Source organism: Proteus myxofaciens ATCC 19692 (genome assembly GCF_001654855.1).
Classification (GTDB): domain Bacteria; phylum Pseudomonadota; class Gammaproteobacteria; order Enterobacterales; family Enterobacteriaceae; genus Proteus; species Proteus myxofaciens.
In genome coordinates, this window is the sequence record NZ_LXEN01000014.1 from 18,633 (window position 1) to 41,441 (window position 22,809).

The 22,809-nt window shown below is 34.9% G+C and carries 18 protein-coding genes and 1 tRNA gene; 9 read left to right on the forward strand and 10 right to left on the reverse strand.

The window, feature by feature from the left end; all coding sequences use genetic code 11:
- Positions 1–3: 3 nt before the first annotated feature.
- Entirely contained in the window at positions 4–648 is a 645-nt protein-coding gene (locus M983_RS01480) for a YchE family NAAT transporter (protein ID WP_066745964.1), read from the reverse strand.
- A 512-nt stretch (positions 649–1,160) separates the two neighbouring features.
- On the opposite strand from M983_RS01480, the gene adhE reads away from it, so the two are divergent.
- Positions 1,161–3,824 carry a bifunctional acetaldehyde-CoA/alcohol dehydrogenase gene (adhE, locus tag M983_RS01485; protein WP_066745967.1) on the forward strand — a complete coding sequence of 888 codons (2,664 nt, stop codon included), beginning with the start codon at positions 1,161–1,163 and terminating at the stop codon, positions 3,822–3,824.
- A 1,234-nt stretch (positions 3,825–5,058) separates the two neighbouring features.
- Here the strand turns inward: adhE and M983_RS01490 are convergent.
- Positions 5,059–5,655: a thymidine kinase gene (locus tag M983_RS01490; RefSeq protein ID WP_066745970.1), complete on the reverse strand. Its 597-nt coding sequence runs from the start codon at positions 5,653–5,655 to the stop codon at positions 5,059–5,061.
- A gap of 508 nt (positions 5,656–6,163) precedes the next feature.
- Here M983_RS01490 and hns point away from each other — a divergent pair.
- Entirely contained in the window at positions 6,164–6,568 is a 405-nt protein-coding gene (hns, locus tag M983_RS01495; RefSeq protein ID WP_066745974.1) for a histone-like nucleoid-structuring protein H-NS, read from the forward strand.
- Between the two features lie 234 nt (positions 6,569–6,802).
- Here hns and M983_RS01500 read toward each other — a convergent pair whose 3' ends face one another.
- From M983_RS01500 to rssB, 3 genes are all read right to left on the reverse strand, one after another.
- A complete protein-coding gene (locus M983_RS01500; protein WP_066745983.1) occupies positions 6,803–7,810 on the reverse strand; it encodes an NAD-dependent epimerase in 1,008 nt (335 codons plus the stop codon).
- Between the two features lie 295 nt (positions 7,811–8,105).
- On the reverse strand, positions 8,106–9,011 hold the full coding sequence (gene galU / locus M983_RS01505; RefSeq protein ID WP_066745985.1) for a UTP--glucose-1-phosphate uridylyltransferase GalU: 906 nt from the start codon (positions 9,009–9,011) through the stop codon (positions 8,106–8,108).
- 178 nt (positions 9,012–9,189) lie between these two features.
- Entirely contained in the window at positions 9,190–10,209 is a 1,020-nt protein-coding gene (gene rssB / locus M983_RS01510; RefSeq protein WP_066745986.1) for a two-component system response regulator RssB, read from the reverse strand.
- Positions 10,210–10,357: 148 nt separating this feature from the next.
- On the opposite strand from rssB, the gene M983_RS01515 reads away from it, so the two are divergent.
- The 3 genes from M983_RS01515 to M983_RS01525 all read left to right on the forward strand — a co-directional run bounded on the left by M983_RS01515 (position 10,358) and on the right by M983_RS01525 (position 12,049).
- A complete protein-coding gene (locus M983_RS01515) occupies positions 10,358–10,831 on the forward strand; it encodes a YchJ family protein (RefSeq protein ID WP_066745987.1) in 474 nt (157 codons plus the stop codon).
- A 39-nt stretch (positions 10,832–10,870) separates the two neighbouring features.
- Positions 10,871–11,719 carry a formyltetrahydrofolate deformylase gene (purU, locus tag M983_RS01520; RefSeq protein ID WP_066745989.1) on the forward strand — a complete coding sequence of 283 codons (849 nt, stop codon included), beginning with the start codon at positions 10,871–10,873 and terminating at the stop codon, positions 11,717–11,719.
- 245 nt (positions 11,720–11,964) lie between these two features.
- Positions 11,965–12,049, forward strand: a tRNA-Tyr gene (locus M983_RS01525).
- 52 nt (positions 12,050–12,101) lie between these two features.
- Here M983_RS01525 and M983_RS01530 read toward each other — a convergent pair.
- Complete coding sequence (locus M983_RS01530; RefSeq protein ID WP_066745991.1) at positions 12,102–12,965, reverse strand: helix-turn-helix domain-containing protein; 864 nt, start codon at positions 12,963–12,965, stop codon at positions 12,102–12,104.
- Between the two features lie 445 nt (positions 12,966–13,410).
- Between M983_RS01530 and xthA the strand changes: the two genes are divergently transcribed.
- Positions 13,411–14,217, forward strand: a complete 807-nt coding sequence (gene xthA, locus M983_RS01535; protein ID WP_066745994.1) for an exodeoxyribonuclease III — start codon at positions 13,411–13,413, stop codon at positions 14,215–14,217.
- A 108-nt stretch (positions 14,218–14,325) separates the two neighbouring features.
- Here the strand turns inward: xthA and M983_RS01540 are convergent, their stop codons facing one another.
- Genes M983_RS01540 through M983_RS01550 form a run of 3 tightly spaced genes read right to left on the reverse strand, consistent with a single transcriptional unit; the run spans position 14,326 to position 17,905 of the window.
- Positions 14,326–16,290, reverse strand: coding sequence for a DNA topoisomerase III (locus M983_RS01540; protein ID WP_066745997.1), 1,965 nt, complete (start codon positions 16,288–16,290; stop codon positions 14,326–14,328).
- 4 nt (positions 16,291–16,294) lie between these two features.
- Positions 16,295–17,338 (reverse strand): selenide, water dikinase SelD, encoded by a 1,044-nt coding sequence (selD, locus tag M983_RS01545; RefSeq protein WP_066746000.1) that lies wholly within the window; start codon positions 17,336–17,338, stop codon positions 16,295–16,297.
- 15 nt (positions 17,339–17,353) lie between these two features.
- Positions 17,354–17,905, reverse strand: a complete 552-nt coding sequence (locus tag M983_RS01550) for an NAD(P)H nitroreductase (protein WP_066746002.1) — start codon at positions 17,903–17,905, stop codon at positions 17,354–17,356.
- A gap of 633 nt (positions 17,906–18,538) precedes the next feature.
- On the opposite strand from M983_RS01550, the gene sppA reads away from it, so the two are divergent.
- The 3 genes from sppA (at position 18,539) to pncA (ending at position 22,326) form a co-directional block, all read left to right on the forward strand.
- Positions 18,539–20,395, forward strand: a complete 1,857-nt coding sequence (gene sppA, locus M983_RS01555) for a signal peptide peptidase SppA (protein WP_066746006.1) — start codon at positions 18,539–18,541, stop codon at positions 20,393–20,395.
- Between the two features lie 245 nt (positions 20,396–20,640).
- Positions 20,641–21,663 (forward strand): asparaginase, encoded by a 1,023-nt coding sequence (ansA, locus tag M983_RS01560; RefSeq protein WP_066746009.1) that lies wholly within the window; start codon positions 20,641–20,643, stop codon positions 21,661–21,663.
- Between the two features lie 18 nt (positions 21,664–21,681).
- Positions 21,682–22,326, forward strand: a complete 645-nt coding sequence (gene pncA, locus M983_RS01565; RefSeq protein WP_066746012.1) for a bifunctional nicotinamidase/pyrazinamidase — start codon at positions 21,682–21,684, stop codon at positions 22,324–22,326.
- A gap of 100 nt (positions 22,327–22,426) precedes the next feature.
- On the opposite strand, the gene M983_RS01570 is transcribed toward pncA, so the two are convergent.
- Positions 22,427–22,705, reverse strand: coding sequence for a YeaC family protein (locus M983_RS01570; protein ID WP_066746016.1), 279 nt, complete (start codon positions 22,703–22,705; stop codon positions 22,427–22,429).
- Positions 22,706–22,809: the final 104 nt, after the last annotated feature.

Below are 22,809 nucleotides of genomic sequence, written 5' to 3' on the forward strand. Positions count from 1 at the left end.
TGTTTACACTAATAATCCCGGGAAAATCGAGCGTAATCCCGTAACAATAAATTCAATACCTAATGCCATTAATAGTAGCCCCATAATACGAGTGACCACATTAATACCTGTTTGACCTAAATATTTTACTAGCAAAGTTGCACTGCGAAAGAGTAACCAACAACAGAAGGCGAAAAAAATACTTGTGGCAGCAAGTCCTAAAAAGTTAGTAAAGCCACTCCAGCGAGAGCTCCAGACAATACAAGAACTCATTGCACCGGGGCCTGCCATTAAAGGTAACGCTAAGGGCACAACAGCAACGCTACTGCGAACGGCGGATTCATTTTTTTCTTGATTATTTTGTTTATCTTCGCCTAAACGTCCATTAATCATCGTCATTGCAATAGTCACAATTAAGATACCCCCTGCGATACGAAATGAATCAATAGAGATACCAAATACTTTCAATATAGAGTCACCAATAAGCAAAGAGGTCACTAAAATAATGGCAACAGACCCATTAGCAATTAAATTCGTTTTATTACGTCCTGCATCTGTTTGATAACTCGTCATGCTGATAAAAACAGGCAAAATTCCAATAGGATTAACAATAGCGAAAAGCCCAACAAAAAATTTAATATAACCGGATAAATCCAGCAAAGCTCCCATGAACAGCCCCTTCTTGGCTAATAAACATGCGAATTATTCTATGTACGATAAAATAACCTAATAAAAAGCGCGTTACTTTAAATCAATAAACCAGTTAATTCTATTACTTAACAACTTTTCAGCTAAAATTTTATTTGGCAAACTAAGTGAAACACTGTTATTTAATTCTATATCTAAATCTCTCAATCAACAAAAAATTCGTTGTTAATAAATTACAAATAGGAATCATTATCATTAAAGGCCGTGCTGAAAGGTGTCAGCTTCTCAATTTTTTGATGTAGATCACGTTAATTAATATGAAAGATGATAAGCTGTCATCATTCAAGAAAAGAAGAGATTTAAAAAACATATTTGCATTATCTATTGTTTTTTCTGAGCTTTTTAAGCAAATTATAGGTTCTTGTTATTTACACTTAATTTAGAGCATTATCACCTAATTACGCTATCCTTATTATTGGTGATTTAAACAGCTAATTTGCTTAAAAAGTTTAACATTTATCAGGAGTCTCTTTATGTCCGTAACTAACGTTACCGAACTCAATGAATTGGTCGCTCGTGTAAAAAAAGCTCAACGTGAATTTGCTAACTTCTCACAAGAGAAAGTTGATGCAATCTTCCGTGCTGCTGCACTCGCTGCCGCAGACGCCCGTATTCCTCTTGCAAAATTGGCTGTTGAAGAGTCTGGCATGGGTATTGTTGAAGACAAAGTGATAAAAAATCACTTCGCTTCAGAGTATATCTATAATGCATATAAAGATGAGAAAACTTGTGGTGTTCTCTCTGAAGACTTAACCTACGGTACTATCACTATCGCAGAACCAATCGGTATTATCTGTGGTATCGTACCAACAACTAACCCAACCTCTACCGCGATTTTTAAAGCATTAATTAGCTTAAAAACACGTAATGGAATTATTTTCTCTCCTCATCCACGCGCTAAAAAAGCAACCAATCGTGCTGCACAAATCGTCTTAAACGCAGCCATAGCGGCTGGTGCACCAAAAGATATTATTGGTTGGATTGATGAGCCTTCAGTTGCCCTCTCTAATGCACTCATGCACCATGAAGATGTCAATCTTATTTTGGCAACAGGTGGTCCTGGCATGGTTAAAGCAGCTTATAGCTCAGGTAAACCTGCTATCGGTGTAGGTGCAGGTAATACACCTGTTGTTGTTGATGATACAGCTGATGTTAAACGTGCCGTTGCCTCTATCTTAATGTCTAAAACTTTTGATAATGGTGTTATTTGTGCATCAGAGCAATCTGTAATTGTTGTTGATAGCGTTTATAAACAAGTTCGTGAACGTTTTTCTTCTCACGGCGGTTATATCTTAACGGGTAAAGATCTTAAAGCTGTACAAGATATCATCTTAAAAGACGGTAACTTAAATGCAGCTATCGTTGGTCAACCTGCAACTAAAATTGCAGAAATGGCAGGTATTACCGTTCCTGCAAATACCAAAATTTTAATTGGTGAAGTAAAAGAAACAACTGAAGCTGAGCCATTTGCTCATGAAAAACTGTCTCCACTATTAGCAATGTATCATGCACAAAATTTTGAAGATGCAGTACACAAAGCTGAAAAATTGGTGGAAATGGGGGGTATCGGTCATACTTCTTGCCTATATACAGACCAAGATAACCAATCTGAACATGTTGCCTACTTTGGTGACAAAATGAAGACATCACGTATATTAATTAATACGCCAGCATCTCAAGGTGGTATTGGTGACTTATACAACTTTAAACTTGCCCCTTCTCTTACTTTAGGTTGCGGTTCTTGGGGTGGTAACTCCATTTCTGAAAACGTAGGGCCTAAGCACCTTATCAACACTAAAACCGTGGCGAAAAGAGCAGAGAATATGTTGTGGCATAAGCTTCCTAAATCGATTTATTTCCGCCGCGGTTGTTTACCTCTTGCGTTAGAAGAAATAGCAACTGATGGCAAAAAACGTGCCTTTATCGTAACAGATGGCTATTTATTTAATAATGGCTATGTTGATGAAGTCACTCGTGTTCTTAAAAAATTTGGTGTTGAAACTGAAATTTTCTTTGAAGTTGAAGCTGATCCTACACTGAGCGTGGTACGTAAAGGTGCAGAACAAATGAACAGCTTCAAACCTGATGTCATTATTGCATTAGGTGGTGGTTCACCAATGGATGCTGCTAAAATCATGTGGGTTATGTATGAGCATCCTGAAACGCATTTTGAAGAATTAGCATTACGCTTTATGGATATCCGTAAACGTATTTATAAGTTCCCTAAAATGGGTGTGAAAGCACAAATGGTAGCGATTACCACCACATCAGGTACGGGTTCTGAAGTCACCCCATTCGCAGTAGTAACAGATGATGCTACAGGTCAGAAGTATCCATTAGCAGACTATGCATTAACTCCTGATATGGCTATCGTTGATGCTAACCTTGTGATGAATATGCCTAAATCACTTTGTGCATTTGGTGGTTTAGATGCTGTAACTCACGCATTAGAAGCCTATGTTTCTGTTTTAGCTAACGAATATTCTGATGGACAAGCATTGCAAGCACTGAAATTACTGAAAGAATATCTACCAGCAAGCTATCATGAAGGTGCTAAAAACCCAATTGCACGTGAGCGCGTTCATAATGCTGCAACAATTGCAGGTATCGCATTTGCGAATGCATTCTTAGGGGTATGTCACTCAATGGCGCATAAATTAGGCTCTGAGTTCCATATTCCACATGGTTTAGCCAATGCGTTGTTAATCTCTAACGTTATTCGTTATAACGCTAATGATAACCCAACTAAACAAACAGCATTCAGCCAATACGATCGTCCTCAAGCGCGTCGTCGTTATGCAGAAGTGGCAGATCATTTAGGTCTTTCTGCTCCTGGTGATCGTACTGCTGCGAAAATCGAAAAACTGCTAGCTTGGTTAGAAGAAATGAAATCATCATTAGGTATTCCGACTTCTATCCGTGAAGCGGGTGTTCAAGAAAGTGATTTCTTAGCGCGAGTTGATAAATTATCTGAAGATGCATTTGATGATCAATGTACAGGTGCAAATCCACGTTACCCTCTTATCTCTGAACTAAAACAACTGTTATTAGATTCTTACTATGGCCGTGAATTTAAAGAAGAGCATGAAGTAAAAGAAGAGGCAAAACCTGCAACAAAAAAAAGCAGTAAAAAATAATCATCTCATTCGCTAGCATCGCGCTACGCATAAAACGATATAAACCCAGTCTTTGTTAGGCTGGGTTTCTTTTTTTAAAATATAGACTATCGTGCGTGCTCTCTTCTATTTTCCTTGGCACAAAAACCGAAAGTTAATTTTCTTTTAAAAAAAAGAGCGTTTTTTCAATTAGTAAAGGATAACTACACCTCTTTTTTGATGTTAATGCTAGAATGTCTATAAATAATGATAAAACACGAACTAGGCACAGTTGATATAAAGTAAGGCTAACACAACCAATAGTCTTAAAAATCCCCGCAGAATCGATTACAGAGACAATTTTTAGTTCTTCATTGATAATTAATTAGTATGGCAATTTAAATATAGAATATACAACAAACAAAACATTAGGCTGTTCTAGTGTTGTGCTATACGTTTTACCCAAAAAAGGATAACCACGTGTTTATTCACGCAATACGTATTTCGGTGTAATGAAACATTTTTATCTCTTTTTCAATCAAATGAGAAAAAATAGGTTTAATGTTTTAAATGGTAAATAAGAGGCTAATAACGACTAAATTAAAATATGAGTCCTTGTTGTGGTTAGAATAATCTTATCAATAAACTCCGTTTAATAAATAACGATTGGAATATAGATTACTATTTAATAATAGTTTTTCATTATAAAATGCTGGCTATTTGCTCATTTCCTTCCAATATATACTACTTTAGTAGTACCAGCACTCAGTATATTTATCTTTTTATTATAAAATTGAGGGAATAAATTTAATACGGTAATTTAAATTCATTCATAACCTCAGAAAATAAATGTAGGTATAAAATTTTATCTTATTGAAGAAAGCCAAAACAATTTTCTCTTTTGTTGCGCAATTTATCTGATTTTATTTAACTAGGAACAACGAATACATATCAAATGTTTCTATTTATTGTCATCTGTAAAAAACATTATCTACATCACAAAACAAACGAACAATTCTTATTTGATTATCATTCTTTTGATTGATGATAATGAATACCCTTAAATGAAGGAACATTTCTAGATAAAAACTAACATTTTTTACATGAGGAGAATATATAACGACTAGAAACACATAAAAGAAAGTGGAAAAATGGAAGAAATTAAAAATAGATAAGCTTTTTTTGGTATTAAACGATATAAACTTTATTTAGTCAGTTATTAATCCCCTCCTTTTTATATCACTCTAAATTAACAAAAAGAGGGGAACGAAATGAATCAGTTTTGATCTATACTCCCTTTTTGGGTAGCCTGTGTATAATGCTTACGGCATACTGAAACATATTTCTCATTTCCACCAATTTCAACTTGGGCACCATCACTAAGAACATTTCCTTTATCATCTAAGCGCAATACCTTATTTGCTTTACGCCCGCAATAGCATACGGTTTTTAGCTCAACGAGCTTATCTGCCCACGCTAATAAATAAGCACTACCAGTAAATAACTCACCTCTAAAATCAGTTCGTAGGCCGTAAGTAAGTACAGGGATATCGTAGTTATCCGTTATTTCACACAACTGTTCTACGTGTTCCTTACTTAAAAATTGGCATTCATCAATCAACACACAATGAATAGGTTCTTTATTATTTTCAGCAAGAATAGCATCACGAATATTCATATCATCACTAAAGAGCATTGCATCAGCATTCAAGCCTATTCTTGAGCTGATTTTGCCTTTAGCAAAGCGTGTATCTATAGCGGCAGTAAAAATCAACGTTCGCATTCCTCGTTCATTATAGTTATAAGAAGACTGCAATAAAGATGTTGATTTTCCAGCATTCATGGCTGAATAATAAAAGTAAAGCTGAGCCATCAGCTCTCTCCTTAATTAGGTTTATTATTACAGGCAATAGTTTAACATAAACAAACTTCAAGTTATCAATAAGAGCTATTTATTCCTTTTATTTTTATTCTTCATATACCATAAAAAGATGAATGTAGTTGCAAACAGTAATCTTTGTTAAAAAAATAAATAGCCAGAATAGGTACTTAACATATTAATACATATCTTGATATACACTTATTAAAGTATGAAAGTTAACCCTAATGCATTTTTTAGAAAATAGTCCGTTATTATAAAAAAATGAACAAAGCTTTCTATTCTTTTACGTTAGCGTTATCATCTGTTAAATGATGCATCGATTTACTAATATTTCCTTTATTGACTAAAGATGCCTCAACTTTAATATTCTTTTTGTAAAGATATAGCTTTAAAAAAATGAAATTTTACGTTTAGATTGTATTTAGCTATTGCAGAAATTTAAATAGCAATCTATTATTAGTATTACATCAGCCAACAACATTTATTTGAGACCAGGAAAATGAGCGAATCTTTAAAAATATTAAATAACATCCGTACTCTGCGCGCACAAGCAAGAGAAACTAATTTAGAAACTCTAGAAGAAATGCTGGAAAAACTCGAAGTTGTCGTTAATGAACGTCGTGAAGAACATTCATTAGAAAAAGCAGCTGAAGAAGAGCGTGTTCAGAAATTACAAAAATACCGTGAAATGTTAGAAGAAGCAGGAATTGATCCAACTGACCTGTTAGAAGCAAGTGGCGCAAATAAAACAGGCCGTGCTAAACGTGCTGCTCGCCCTGCTAAATATTCTTACGTTGATGAAAATGGCGAAACTAAAACTTGGACTGGCCAAGGCCGTACGCCAGCTGTAATCAAACGTGCAATTGACGAAGAAGGCAAATCATTAGACGATTTCCTTATCTAATTTAGTCAATACTCTATTTTAAAAATACCCTTTTAATTATTTAAAAGGGTGTTTTCTTGTTTTGGTTAGATTTATTAAACAAGCGTTTAATTTTAATATGTGCTGATGTTATTTATTAAGAATAATAACTCTAACCCGAAAAATAGAGCACGAAATTCTCGTATGACTTATTTAGATTAATATGAAAAAGGAGCCAAATGAGCTCCTTTTTATTTATCTAAAATCTGATTAAGATTAATTTTTATAGTAACTCAGATACCAATCCACAAATTTTTTCACGCCATATTCAACATCTGTGTTAGGTGAAAAACCGGTGACTTTAGATAAATCTTGGCAATCTGCACATGTTGATAAAACATCACCATCTTGCATTGGCATTAAATTTAATTTTGCTTCTATATCGAGTGATTTTTCAATTGCACGAATGAAGTCCATCAATTTAGTCGGCTGACCATTACCTACATTATATATTTTATAAGGTGCGGAGCTTGAAGAAGTCTCACCCTTTTCAACGGTCCAATGATTATCTTTTTCAGGGATAATATTAATAAGACGCACAACCGACTCTACAATATCATCGACATAAGTAAAGTCTCTTGTCATATTACCGCCATTATAAACATCTATAGGTTCACCAGAAAGCATTGCCTTGGTGAATTTAAATAATGCCATATCAGGACGACCCCAAGGACCATAAACGGTAAAAAAACGTAATCCTGTAGTCGGTAATTGATACAAATAAGAATAGCTATGAGACATCAGTTCATTCGCTTTTTTAGTCGCAGCATAAAGTGAAACAGGATGATCTACACTATCTTCAGTTGAAAAAGGTTGTTTTTGATTTAAACCATAAACAGAGCTTGAAGAGGAATATATAAGGTGCCCTACTTTACTATGACGACATCCTTCTAAAATATTAATATGCCCAACAATATTAGCATCGATATATGCCATTGGGTTTTCAATAGAATAACGTACACCAGGTTGTGCGGCGAGATGAATAACGCGATCAAATTGGTGAGAAGCAAATAATTCAGCGACTTTTGTTGCATCAACAATATCGATTTTTTTGAATTGAAAATTTTCTAATTCATTTAATTTTTGTAATCGAGTTTCTTTTAATCTGACATCATAATAATCATTTAAATTATCAATCCCTGTCACGTGATAACCCATGGTTATCAATCGTTGGCTGACATGAGATCCTATAAAACCTGCAGCACCTGTTACCAATATTTTCATATTATCACTCAACTAACTTGACTCATTGATTTATCATGTTCAACATTATCATGGTTAATATCACCTGAATTAACATCATAACGCTCAGCATAATAATATTTAGCAACCCTATTTAGCAACGATGCTTAGCACATTAACGCTGGCTTAAGAAACAGACAAAACCAACGTTTTTCTCAATAACAATAACGTTATATTTTAATACTGTGCTTTTTAACACAATACTCTGATTATCGCACCTAATTTTATAATGCGATAATCGCTTAATGTAACAATTTATCGAGATGCACAAGCTTAGTTATGCTTTCAATGATTTTATCCATTGAGAAAAATCTTCGCCAAACTCTTCGTGCTGTAAACCGTATTCAACAAATGCTTTCATATATCCTAATTTATTACCACAGTCGTGGCTTTTTCCTTTTAGGTGGTAAGCTTCTACGGGTTCTTTTTCAATTAACATCTCAATAGCATCTGTTAATTGAATTTCATCACCAGCACCTGGTGCCGTTTTTGCGAGTAATGGCCAAATACTTTCAGATAAAACATAGCGACCGACAATTGATAAATTAGAAGGTGCTTCTTCTTTTTTCGGTTTTTCAACAACACGTTTAATGAGTTTGCTGTCACCTGGTTTTAATATTTCACCCATGCAATCAACAATGCCATAATTAGACACATCTTCTTCAGGAACGGGTTCAACAAGAATTTGACTAGCACCTGATTGTTCGAAATGTGAAAGCATTTCTTTTAAATTAACTTTCGTTAAGTCAGCACTGTATCTATCTAAAATAACATCAGGCAGGATAACAGCGAAAGGCTCATCACCAACAAGTGGTTTAGCACATAAAATAGCGTGGCCTAATCCTTTTGCTATTCCCTGACGAGTTTGCATAATAGTGACATGGCTAGGACAAATACTTTGCACTTCTTCTAATAACTGGCGCTTTACACGTTTTTCCAGAATGGCTTCTAATTCAAAACTCGTATCAAAATGGTTTTCAATAGAATTTTTGGATGAGTGTGTTACAAGTACTATTTCATTAATACCGGCAGCAATACATTCGTTCACAACATATTGAATAAGCGGTTTATCAACCACTGGTAACATTTCTTTTGGGATGGCCTTGGTTGCGGGTAACATTCTTGTACCTAATCCTGCAACAGGGATCACCGCTTTTCTTACCTTACGTACCACAGATGACATTACACTTCTCCTGCAATTAAATGCCAATATATTTTTGTGATGACATGACACAGTTATAAAAATAATCGCAAGAGTATACCAGCTAATATCTACGGATAAACAGAGCTACCGCTCTTAATTGGGATAGTTCTTCATTTATGTTTAATATATGCCCAAAAAGGGATTTTATTACGATGATTTAACATTCAAGAAAAGGCGAAAACATTAATTTAATTTGATTACGATTATCCCAAATCCTACATTGCCAGTTTATTGCTTTACATTTTATTTGATTTATATATAAAAGTTGTAAAGTGCCTAGAGGAATGCCACTATTTAATTTTATTTTCTCGTTTTCTGTTTTTATTTCAGCACGTAATCCTGCTGAGGCTAATAATATATTTTTATTTTTTGTATGGTAATATCCTAAAATAATGGGAAACTGTCCTTTAACTCCCACATCATCAAGCATTTTATTAAGTTTATTCAGCAAGTTATACATACTTGGTAATGAATATCTTTTTTCCGCTGACTTTAATACATCATTAAAAACGACCCTTAACAAAAGTGCCACGAGTAATCCATTTTCATCGTCACGAGAGATATCAACACAATAAAAAATAATTTGCTCAGATGATAAAGGTGCAATATCAAGCAATAATCCTATTTTTGTTGCATCATTTAAATGGCGATAATTAACAGTATAATTTGCGATAACTTGTTTTACTTGAGGTTGCATCTGTTTAACAAAAGACTGAATATGGCCTGATTCTTGACGTAAACTATTCCATAGTGGATCCAAATAAACACTTTCTATATATATTGATTCAAAAAAACCAGGACATAATATCTCTATCACTTTTTGTTTTAAGCTACTTAACTGATTAAGAGATTTAAGAAAAATATCTTTAGCGCCTAACCTCAGCATGTCATCAATTTCAGACATATTATCTGAACACGTTATTGCTATAACCGGTATCCGCAACTTCCTTTTTTCAAGATGAACAAGAAATGTGGGCCCATTCATGATGGGCATTCGTATATCACATAAAATTAAATCAGGTTCGACACCTTTATCTAATAATGCAAGCGCCTGACTTCCATTATCCGTGGTATAAATACAGGCTTTTTCATGTGAAAAATATTCTGTCAGCATTGTACGAAAAACAACCTCATCATCAATTATTAAGATTTTTTTCCCCACTAATGCCTTATTCATAAAAGCCCCCTGCAACTATCATTTCACTTAGCGTTTAATTGGCGTTAACATTATTAGTCTAGTTCAACCTTGGCGTTTAATATCCGAAAATATTTTTTTTACAATCTATAGGAATACGCCTTTTCTAAACGTTAATCAGGACATTATTTTGTCAAGCTCATGCCCATGTAATAGCCAACGCCCTTATAATGAATGTTGCGAGCCTTATCACTTAGGAAAAGAAAATGCACCAACAGCAGAAGCATTAATGCGTTCTCGTTATAGTGCTTTTGTGAAGCATGATGCAGACTATTTAATAAAGTCATGGCATCCCACTTGTCGTATTGCCTCTTTACGTGATGAGCTTATTGCAGGCTTTCCTAACACTCAGTGGTTAGGGTTAAATATTATTTCAACACAAGAAAGTACTCATCCAAATGAAGCTTATGTCGAATTCTCTGCTTGCTTTATTGAAAGAAATACCGATGATAAACAATACCTGCATGAACGATCTCGTTTTCTTAAAATAGATGATTGCTGGTTTTATATTGATGGCATCAAGCCTAAAGTAGGAAGAAATGACCCTTGCCCTTGTGGTTCAGGTCGTAAATACAAGAAGTGTTGTGAAAATAGCAGCAAATAATGGCAAACACAGAAGTAAATCAAAGGATTTTTCTATAATATGCAACACCAAAATACTCAGAAAAAAATATTACGGACTATTTGTCCTGATGCTAAAGGACTTATCGCAAAAATCACGAATATTTGCTACAAACATCAATTAAATATCGTTCAAAACAACGAATTTGTTGATCATCTCACTGGTCGCTTTTTTATGCGCACTGAGCTTGAAGGTATTTTTAATGATGAGACTCTTTTAGCCGATTTAGATGATGCCTTACCAAAAGGTTCTCAACGTGAATTAAACAGTGCTGGCCGTCGTCGTATCGTTGTTATGGTCACAAAAGAAGCGCATTGCTTGGGTGACCTTCTAATGAAAAGCACGTTTGGCGATTTAGATGTTGAAATTGCTGCCGTCATTGGCAATCATGACACATTAAAACAGCTTGTTGAACAATTCGGTATTCCTTTCCATCTTGTTAGTCATGAAGGCTTAACGCGTGATCAACATGATGAAAAACTTATTGCTCAAATTAATCAGTACAAACCTGATTATGTGGTTCTCGCTAAATATATGCGTGTATTAACGCCCGCCTTTGTGCAACATTTCCCAAATCAAATTATTAATATTCATCACTCATTTTTACCCGCTTTTATTGGTGCTCGTCCTTATCATCAAGCCTATGAACGAGGTGTAAAAATCATTGGTGCAACTGCGCATTATGTTAATGATAATTTAGATGAAGGCCCAATTATTACTCAAAATGTTATTAACGTAGACCATACATTCTCTGCTGAAGATATGATGAGAGCGGGACGTGATGTTGAAAAAAATGTATTAAGTCATGCACTTTATTGGGTGCTTTCACAGCGCGTATTTGTTTACGGTAACCGAACTATTATTCTATAGTTTATTTTTTATCGTTAAATAGCTATTTTTCTTTAAACAGCGGCATTCTTTCTGCCGCTGTTTATTTTTATCTATCCTTTAATATCAAACTATTTCCATAAAACCAGTACAATTACGAATAAGCCTTGAACAAAGCGAACATTTTTACAGCACTTGATCTATTTTTAGTAAAATAGCACTTTACAGATCTCAGGTATTTGGTATTATTGCGCCCGCTGTCACGGACAGCAATACAAATAAATGTTGGTGGGATACCCAAGCGGCCAAAGGGAGCAGACTGTAAATCTGCCGTCACAGACTTCGAAGGTTCGAATCCTTCTCCCACCACCATCACTTCTTAAGTACATGAATACTTCCCTACTCTAATTTCAATTAAATTTTTTTACTTCATATTTTTAATCAAATCAACAAATCGGTTTAATACACTTGAGTGGTATTTAGATTTATAGATATAACAACTATAAAGCAATGATGCTTGTGTCAATGGGATAAAGCATAGCGAAGAGTCACTTTCATTTTTTACCGGATTTTCATCAGTAATTAATAATGAGTGATGCGTTTGAATAAAATTTAAACAGCAATTTAAATCATCCATTATTCGTACTTTGGCTGATTTACCACTTTTATCAATTTTATTTTCTAAATTTTTTATTATTGCTGTTTTGTATAATGCGGGATCACAAAGCCAGATATTATCGCTTAACAGTGTATTAATATTATCGCCTACCTTCTCTATTAGCTCTTTTTGGCAACAGATCCCTAAGTATTTATTTTCTATTTTATGAATTAAACTAAATTTTTCGCTAATAATTTTCTCTGAACTTAATATAAATGTATTACCATCATAATCAGGTATTTCTTCAAAGTTTTCTTTAGAAAATCTCATTATGTTAATATGGGAATAATTTTTATTTGCTGCCTGATAAAACTCTGTTAAATAGTGGCTTTTCCCCCAATCATAATAGACATGAATGCTGTTATTAATAATGCCTGATGTATGCTTTTTGGTTATCTCTTTTTCTTGAAGATAAAGAGATTTTAAATCATTATAAAGCTCTAAGCCCTCTTGTGTCAGGCTCATACCGAACTTTTCTCTTTTAAATAAACGCTTTCCTAATACCGCCTCAAAATCTTTGATTGATTTTGCTACAGGGGGTGTTGTTCTATTCATTACCCTAGCAGCTTTACTTAATGACCCATTTTCAACTACGGCCATAAAGGCCTCTAATTTACGAGAAAAAAACATAAACCACCATTCCTTTGCTGTGTTGAATAACATAATTTCATTAATTCATTTAATGTAGATAAAATATATATTAATTAATTTTTAATCTCATTGTTATATAAAGTAGATATCGGTTTAAGCTATTCGTCACACCTCCTAATAAATATAATTTATAATTAAAAGTTTATTTTTATTATGTCATTTTTCTTTACATATAAAGAATTATAATACTTACACCCTTCTATCAAAGATTAGTTTATGTTTCTACTCAATTTAATTAATATTTTTTATTACACAATCTTGTATTTTTATTAATTTATATTTTTTATTCTTTATTTTTTATTTAATTTATGAGTTTCCCATCTTGAAAAAGTGGATTATCATTAAATAGATTGACTTACATTCATTTTATTATCCTGATAGTATAAGACATCCTATTATTCAATCTATAAATGGTTACTGTCACATGAAATTTGTCTCTTTTAATATTAACGGATTACGTGCTCGTCCCCACCAGCTAGAAGCCATCGTTGAAAAACATCAGCCTGATGTGATTGGGCTACAAGAAACGAAAGTTCATGATGATATGTTTCCGCTAGAGATGGTAAGTGCGCTGGGTTACCACGTTTTTTATCATGGGCAAAAAGGTCACTATGGTGTTGCTTTAATGACAAAAGCAAAACCTATCGCTGTTCGTAAAGGCTTTCCTGGTGATGATGATGATGCCCAACGTCGTATGATTATGGCTGATATTGAAACGCCATCAGGGTTACTGACTGTGATGAATGGATATTTTCCTCAGGGGGAAAGTCGTTCTCATGAAACAAAATTTCCAGCTAAAGAGAAATTTTATGCTGACCTTCAAAATTATCTGACAAATAGCTTACAGCCATCATCTCCCGTTTTAATTATGGGTGATTTAAATATTAGCCCAACAGATAAAGATATTGGTATCGGCGAAAATAATATGAAACGCTGGCTAAAAATGGGTAAATGTTCATTTTTACCAGAAGAACGTGACTGGTTATCAACCTTAATGTCATGGGGATTAACAGATACTTATCGTCAACAATATCCTGAAGTAGACGATAAATTCTCATGGTTTGATTATCGCTCAAAAGGATTTGATGATAATAGAGGCTTACGCATAGATTTATTATTAGCAAGTCGTTGTTTAGCAGATAACTGTATTTCCACTGGAATTGATTACGATATTCGTGGTATGGAAAAACCTTCTGATCACGCTCCTATTTGGGCTGAATTTAACGTTTAATTCCAATACACTTATTATTTAAAAAGAACACTTCCCATTATTTTCAAGAAGTGTTCTTTTTTATTTAATTATTTAATTATTTAGATACGTCATCTCGTTATCTTTAATTTAACCTTCTTCTGAACTCGTTGCCTTCTTTGCATTTTTTTTATTACTCGGTTTCGTTTCATGTTGCTTTTTAGTATTTGCCTTGCGCTTTTTATTATATGAAGGTGCAGGTAAGTTTCTAAACGCTTGAATATTAGGGCGGCGTTTTGCCTGGGTAATAAGTTCAATTAACGTGTTATTCAGTGGCATCATAAAGTCTTGATACTTAAATTGCTTCTCACTGATTTGCGTTAATATCGATTCCCAATGCGCTGTCATATCAGGTAATGTAGCCATATCAGGTAATACATGAATGAGCGCTTTACCTGCTGGCGTTGAATTAATCGCTCTACCTTTCTTTTGCAAAAAACCTCGCCTAAAAAGTAATTCAATAATTCCAGCGCGAGTTGCTTCTGTTCCTAATCCATCTGTTGCTCTTAGGATTTTCTTTAACTCTTTATCTTGCACAAAACGCGCTATTCCTGTCATCGCAGATAATAATGTGGCATCAGTAAAAGGTCTAGGTGGTTGCGTTTGCTTTTCAACTATTTCGCCTTTTTCACATAATAATTCATCACCTTTAGCCACAATAGGAAGAGGTAAGCCATCATTATCTGAATCTTGCTCTTTACTGCCTAAAAACACTCGCCAACCTGCTTGTGCTAAAAAACGTGCTTTTGCAATAAATTTACCGTTTTCAATATCAAGTTCAATAACACACTTACGATAGACCGCATCTGGCATAAACTGCATTAAATATTGGCGTGCAATAAGATAGTAAATATTCTTTTCGTTTTCATTTAACGAAATATTACCCGTTTTTGCAGTAGGAATAATCGCATGGTGTGCATCAACTTTTTTATCATCCCAGCATCGATTTTTTTTATCAATATTTAATGTTTCTTCTGGTAATAAACTCGTCTCATGCACACTAATCGCATTAATTACCGCATGACGACCTGCAAAATGTTCATCAGGAAGGTAGCGACTATCAGAACGGGGATATGTAATTAATTTATGTGTTTCATATAATCTCTGACAGGTATCTAACACTTGCTGTGCGCTTAAACCAAAACGCCTAGCGGCTTCAATTTGCAAAGAAGATAATGAAAAAGGTAAAGGCGCAATCTCAGATTCTTGTTTGTCTTGATAATCTGTGACTTTTGCAGGTTTACCTTCAATTCGCTCAATAACATGCTCTGCAAGCTTGCGATTGAGTAAACGCCCTTCTTCATCTTGCCAAGCTTCACAGGCTTCACTTGGTTGCCAAATTGCAGTAAAGCGCTCATCAGCAGGTGTGACAACATGTGCTTTTACTTCAAAAAAATCTTTAGGTATAAAATTTTCTATTTCTTCATCACGACGAACAACTAAGCCTAATACTGGCGTTTGTACTCGTCCTACTGAAAGCACACCTTGGTAGCCATTTCTTTGGCCTAACAAGGTATAAGCACGCGTCATATTGATACCATAAAGCCAATCAGCTCGGGCTCTTGCTAGTGCAGAAACACACAAAGGAATAAACTCATGATTAAAGCGCAATTTATCAATAGCACGTGATACTGCGGCTGGGTTTAAATCATTAATCAAACAGCGACGTGCTTGCTTTTTTTGCTCTTCAGTAATGTTTAAGTAATTTAACACCTCATCGACAAGCAATTGTCCTTCACGGTCAGGGTCTCCAGCATGAATCACTTCATCTGCTTGCTTCAATAGAGTTTTTATTATGTTTAATTGCTTTTTTACATCAGCACGCGGTTTAAGCTGCCATTTTTGAGGAATAATAGGAAGATCTTCTAATGACCAGCGAGCGTATCGCGGGTCATAAGCATCTGGCTCAGCCTGCTCAAGTAAATGGCCAACACACCATGTTACATACTGGTTATCACCACAAAGTATAAATCCATCCCCTCTTTTATGAGGTTTAGGTAATACATCAGCAATGGCTCGAGCAAGGCTGGGTTTTTCTGCAATAAATAATCTCATTACGTTAGTTTGTGACTTCAATCAACGCATTACCTGCTATGGGCTCAATTAATTCACCGATAGAAGTTAATTTAATATCAAAACGAGCAGCGACTTCTTTTACCTTATCAACTGCGTCAGGTAAAACTGCAAGTAATAATCCACCAGATGTTTGTGGATCACAAAGTAGTTTACGTTGCATGTCACTCATATCGCCAATTAAGTGACCATAACTATCAAAATTACGGCCAGTACCACCAGGTACACAGCCTTGTGTTATATATGATTCAATTTCAGGTAATTTCGGTACTTGTGAGAAATGAATGTTGGCATGTACATTCGAGCCTTCACAAATTTCACTAAGATGACCTAATAATCCAAAACCGGTGACATCCGTCATTGCTGTTACACCGTCTATATCAGAAAAATCAGCACCTGCTTTATTCATTTGGCACATAACTTCTGTCGCAAGACCTTGGTGCTCTGGTTTTAAGAGTCCTTTTTTCTCTGCTGTTGTTAATACACCAATGCCTAATGGCTTAGTTAGAAAAAGTTGGCATCCTGCTTTGGCTGCATTATTTTTCTTTACTTTACTAACAGGAACAACGCCTGTTACTGCAAGACCGAAAATAGGCTCTGGTGCATCGATCGAGTGCCCACCAGCAAGTGAAATACCCGCTTCTTTACAAGCCGCACGTCCACCTTCTGTCACTTCTCTTGCAATTTCAGGTGATAGTTTATCAATTGGCCAACCTAAAATAGCAATAGCCATAATGGGTTTGCCACCCATGGCAAAAATATCGCTAATCGCATTCGTTGCTGCAATACGACCAAAATCATACGGATTATCGACAATTGGCATAAAAAAGTCAGTTGTACTAATAATACCGGTGCCATTACCTAAATCATAAACAGCAGCATCATCTTTCGTTTCATTTCCTACCAATAGATTAGGATCATGAAATTTTTCTTGCTCACTATGCAAAATAGTTTCAAGTACTTTAGGCGAGATTTTACAACCACAACCTGCGCCATGACTATATTGTGTTAATCGTACTGTTTCAGGCATAACCTATCATCCTCTTTAAAAGTAAGTCACAAAATCAGTTAAGTCAGCAGGAGAAGCCGTTGTTGGTGCAGACAATGAAGGTGTGCCTAAATAGAGAAAACCCACAATATGATCGTGTTCACCACAGCCAAGCCCTTCTCTCACAACAGTATCATGAGTCCAAGAACCAGACCGCCAAATGCCACCGAATCCTTGAGCCACAGCAGCCATTTGCATAGCCTGTACACTACAACCAGCAGCAACAATTTGTTCCCATTCAGGCACTTTAGGGTGTTGTTTTACCGTCGCAATTACCGTGATGATAAGCGGAGCACGAAAAGGCGCATTTTTTGCTTTTTCTTCAACGTCAGAGCCTAAATTACTGGTCACTGCCGCTTTGTGTAATAATTCGCTAAAGCGTTCAATTCCTTCATTTTGCATAACGACAAAACGCCAAGGTTTCAATGCACCATGATCAGGTGCTCTCATACCTGCTTGCAAAATTGCATCAAGCGCTTTGTTATCAGGTGCCGGTGTAGTCAGTCGAGAAGCTGAACGACGGTTTAAAAGCAGTGTTAATGCATCCATTTTTTGATTCTCCTGTCAGCATATTATTTTAGCAATATCCCACACTTATCGGTATGGACAATTGTTATCAATTCTCAGTATAACAAACTGTTATCTTACCACCATCCTTAAATTTAAGCGGAAAATTTTTATAAATTAAGGAGTAAGATTATTGCTACTATTTTTCATTCATGGCATACATGTTTAAAATTTACCTGCTAATTACATGCACATTTACACTTGTTTTTTAAGTAATGACAATTCATTAAGGTTTTATTTTATAACCATCGCTTAGTATTGTTTTATTAAAATAAGACGCTGGTTTGCAAAATAATTAACACTAACTTAAGCAAATAGGTATTGAAAATAGTCATGATAAATCAATGACAGACTTTCAATATCAACTATATTAGAATGTTGATTATTCTTGTATTAAATTCATTCTGTTAAATGGGACTTTCACATAAAATGTCATTGTAAATTGTAATCAATAGCGCCATTTTCATTACATTCTATTTGTGTGATGTTTTTAAGATGAACATTTATAGAAAGAGTTAAGTATTCAGCTAGTTATAACAGTGAATTTACCGTCTACTAATAATTCTAGCAAAACTGTTTAGGATTAAATTTAGCTTTACATGATGTGGAGATAATATGAATAAAATTATGGGGTTAATAGGTGCAATATTTAAATTTAGTTGGCGCGTTATTAACTTTATCAGGCAGTTAATCTTAAACGTTATTTTCTTCGTTCTACTATTTGTTGTTATTGGTATATTTTTTATTGCCAAAGATACACAAAAGCCTACTGATTATGATGGTGCTTTATTAGTCAATCTTAAAGGTGTTATTGTTGATCAAACTGCTAATCAAAGTCCATTAGGTCAAGTTGGTAGAGAGTTATTGGGTGTATCTGCTAGCCAATTACAAGAAAATTCATTATTTGAAGTTGTTGACACACTACGTAGTGCTGCTCGCGATCCTAAGATTAAAGGTATGGTATTAAAGCTTGATGAATTTGCAGGTGCAGATCAGCCTTCTTTAAATTATATAGGAAAAGCGCTAACCGAATTTAAAAAAACAGGGAAACCTATTTTCGCCATCAGCGGTTACTATACTCAACCTCAATATTATCTTGCCTCTTATGCTGATAAAGTTTATCTCACGTCATTAGGCTCAGTCGGTATTACAGGTTTTGGTTTCCAAAATCTTTACTTCAAAAGTTTATTAGACAAACTTAAAGTTAATACACATATTTTCCGTGTTGGTACTTATAAATCTGCTGTTGAACCTTTAATGCGTGATGATATGTCAGCAGCCTCTCGTGAGGCATCAGAGCGTTTAGTCAACGTACTATGGTCTAATTACGTTACACAGCTTGCTGAAAATCGTAGCATTACTAAAGAAGATGTATTCCCTGGTGCTCAAGCCATGATTGAAAAATTGCGTAAAGCCGATGGCGATAACGCAACTTATGCACTTAATCAAAAACTCGTTGATAGCGTAAAATCTTACGCTGAATTTGAAGCCGATATGACAGAAACTTTTGACTGGGATCAGGATAAAAAACAGTTTAAAAACATCAGTATTTATGATTATGCTTCTAACTTAACGGCTGATATTCCTGAAAATGATAACGGTAATATCGCTGTTGTCGTTGTTCAAGGTGCAATTATTGATGGTGAAAGTATTCCAGGATCAGCAGGAGGCATCACTATCGCTAACCAAATTCGTCAAGCACGTCTTGATCCTAATATCAAAGCCCTTGTTTTACGTGTAAATAGCCCTGGTGGTAGTGTTTCGGCCTCAGAACAAATTCGTAGTGAAATCGAAGCCTTTAAACAACAAAAGAAACATGTTGTCGTTTCAATGGGTGGTCTTGCTGCATCAGGGGGGTATTGGATCTCAACACCAGCAACTAAGATTATCGCTAGCCCTTCAACGCTCACCGGCTCTATTGGTATTTTTGGTGTAATCAATACTTTTGAAAATACATTAAGTGAAGTCGGTGTTTATAGTGATGGTGTTAAAACATCACCATTAGCAGGACTTTCTATTACAAATAAATTATCACCTGAGTTTTCAGAGTTGTTTCAAATTAATATCGAAAGTGGTTATAAAACATTTATTAATTTAGTTGCTAAATCTCGTCATAAAACTCCAGAGCAAGTTGATCAGATTGCGCAAGGCCGAGTTTGGGTCGGATTAGATGCAAAAAATGTGGGCTTAGTCGATGAATTCGGTGATTTTGATACTGCAATTGATGTAGCTGCAAAAATGGCAGATATTAAAGAGCCTGTTGTTGATTGGATGAAACCAGAATTAAGTTTATCTGAGCAGATATTAATGAGTCTTTCATCTAGCGCTAAAGTGCTCATTCCAGATCCATTACAAGCATATTTACCCGCACCTTTACTTAATGAGATGAAAACGAAAACAGAGTTTTATCGTAATATGAACGATCCACAAAATCGTTATTCCTATTGTTTATCTTGTGGTGATATTCAATAACGCATCTATTTTATGTACCTGTTCAATTAGAGCAGGTACATTTCTCTAACAATTACCCGTTTTGGTAATATAATATGCTTAAGCTTATTTAACTTATTTTTTATCTTAAATAATTTAATACAATGATTTAACACATCATTTTTTATTTTTTTGTTTTTTGTTTTTTTAACGCCTACCTTTTTTTATTCTGTAAACCCCCTATAATGAGTTATTTCTTACAACAGATAATAAGAGTGCTCATACTGATGCAAAAAAAATCAATTTACGTTGTCTATACGGGTGGAACTATCGGTATGCAACATTCTTCTCATGGTTATATTCCTGTATCTGGGCATCTACAACGTCAATTAGCTAAAATGCCAGAATTCCATCGCGAAGAAATGCCTGATTTCACGATAAAAGAGCATCTTCCATTAATTGACTCTTCTAATATTACACCTGAAGATTGGCAATCTATCGCTGATGACATCAGCAAAAATTATGATAATTATGATGGATTCGTTATTCTGCATGGTACTGATACAATGGCATTTACGGCTTCTGCTCTCTCCTTTATGTTTGAGAATTTAAGTAAACCCGTTATTGTTACAGGCTCTCAAATTCCATTAGAAGCTTTGCGTTCCGATGGTCAAACTAATTTATTGAATGCCCTCTATATTGCTGCACATCATGCTATTAACGAAGTTGCCTTATTCTTTAATAATACGCTCTATCGCGGAAATCGTGCTGTAAAAGCACATGCTGATGGATTTAATGCATTTGCCTCACCGAATAGCGTTCCACTGTTAGAGGCGGGTATTAATATTAAAACATTTAAAATCAGTCCATTTCCAACGCAAAAAGGGAAATTTATTGCACACACCATCACACCTCAACCGATAGGCGTTGTCACTATCTATCCTGGTCTTTCTGATGAGGTGATTAATAATATTTTAATGCAGCCTGTAAAAGCGCTGATTTTACGTTCTTATGGTGTCGGTAATGCACCTTCTCATCCAGCATTATTATCTGCATTACAAGATGCAATAGAACGAGAGATTGTTATTATCAATCTAACGCAATGTATTTCAGGGCGCGTTAATATGAAAGGCTATGCGACAGGACAAGCATTAGCAGATGCTGGCGTCATTAGTGGGTATGATATGACTTTTGAAGCAGCTTTGACTAAACTTCATTATCTGCTTAGCCAACAATATAGCTACACTGAAATATGCGCTTTAATGCAACAGAATTTACGTGGTGAAATGACACTCGATGATAACGATTAAGTCTATAGGTAGTTATTTATGAAAAATTCAGCGTTATTACTCATTGATATACAAAATGATTTTTGTACAGGTGGTTCATTAGCTGTTGATAAAAGTGATAACGTTGTACAAATAGCGAATCAGATGATCGGTCATTTTAATCAAACCCACGGTGTTATTATTGCTAGTCAAGATTGGCATCCTGCTAATCACCTCAGCTTCGCAGTAAATTCAAATACTCTTATCGGTGAAGTTGGTGAATTAAATGGTCTACCTCAAGTATGGTGGCCTGTTCATTGTGTTCAAGATAGCAATGGCGCAGATTTTCATCCCTCTCTCAACAAACATTTAATTGAGCATATTATTTATAAAGGTCAAAATCGCCATATTGATAGTTACAGCGCTTTTTTTGATAACGACCATAAATACCAAACAGGTTTACATACTCTATTACAAAAATTGAATATTGATCATCTTTATATTCTCGGTATTGCAACGGATTACTGTGTGAAATTTACAGTGCTGGATGCGCTTGATCTGGGTTATCAAGTTTCGGTTATAACTGATGGTTGTCAAGGTGTGAATATTCAAGAAAATGATAGCGAAGAGGCATTAGCACAGATGCAAAATAAAGGTGCAAGATTGGTGATATCTCAATTAATACTACACCATAATAATAAATAAAATATATTATTTATATTACTGTTAGTACAATAAAAAGAGGAGGCAATGAATAAAAAAGATTTATCATTGCCTTAGTGAATTTTGATGTAACCAAGAAGATTTAATCATCTATCGGTGTTAATGTTGCTAAACGCTCAGATTGAAATTGTGTTTTTAATTCTTGCTTACTTTTTATGGTAATTTCACCATTAGTACCAATAGTCATATGCTCAGGAGAATGATTATTCTTTGCCTGCCATAATAATACTATCTGCATACAGTGTTCTTTTTGTTGTTCAGTTAATGCAACACCATCTGGCCATTTACCTAATTCAACAGCAGTTGAAAGACGTTGATAAATCTCAGGTGTCACCATCGAAATTAGCTCATTCACTTCCATTGCTTGCCTCTTAATTCAGTCGCAACCCTATGAATTATATTAATTTTTAATTACCAAGTGATAACTATACATTACCATTATATTACTAGCTATAACTACTTAGT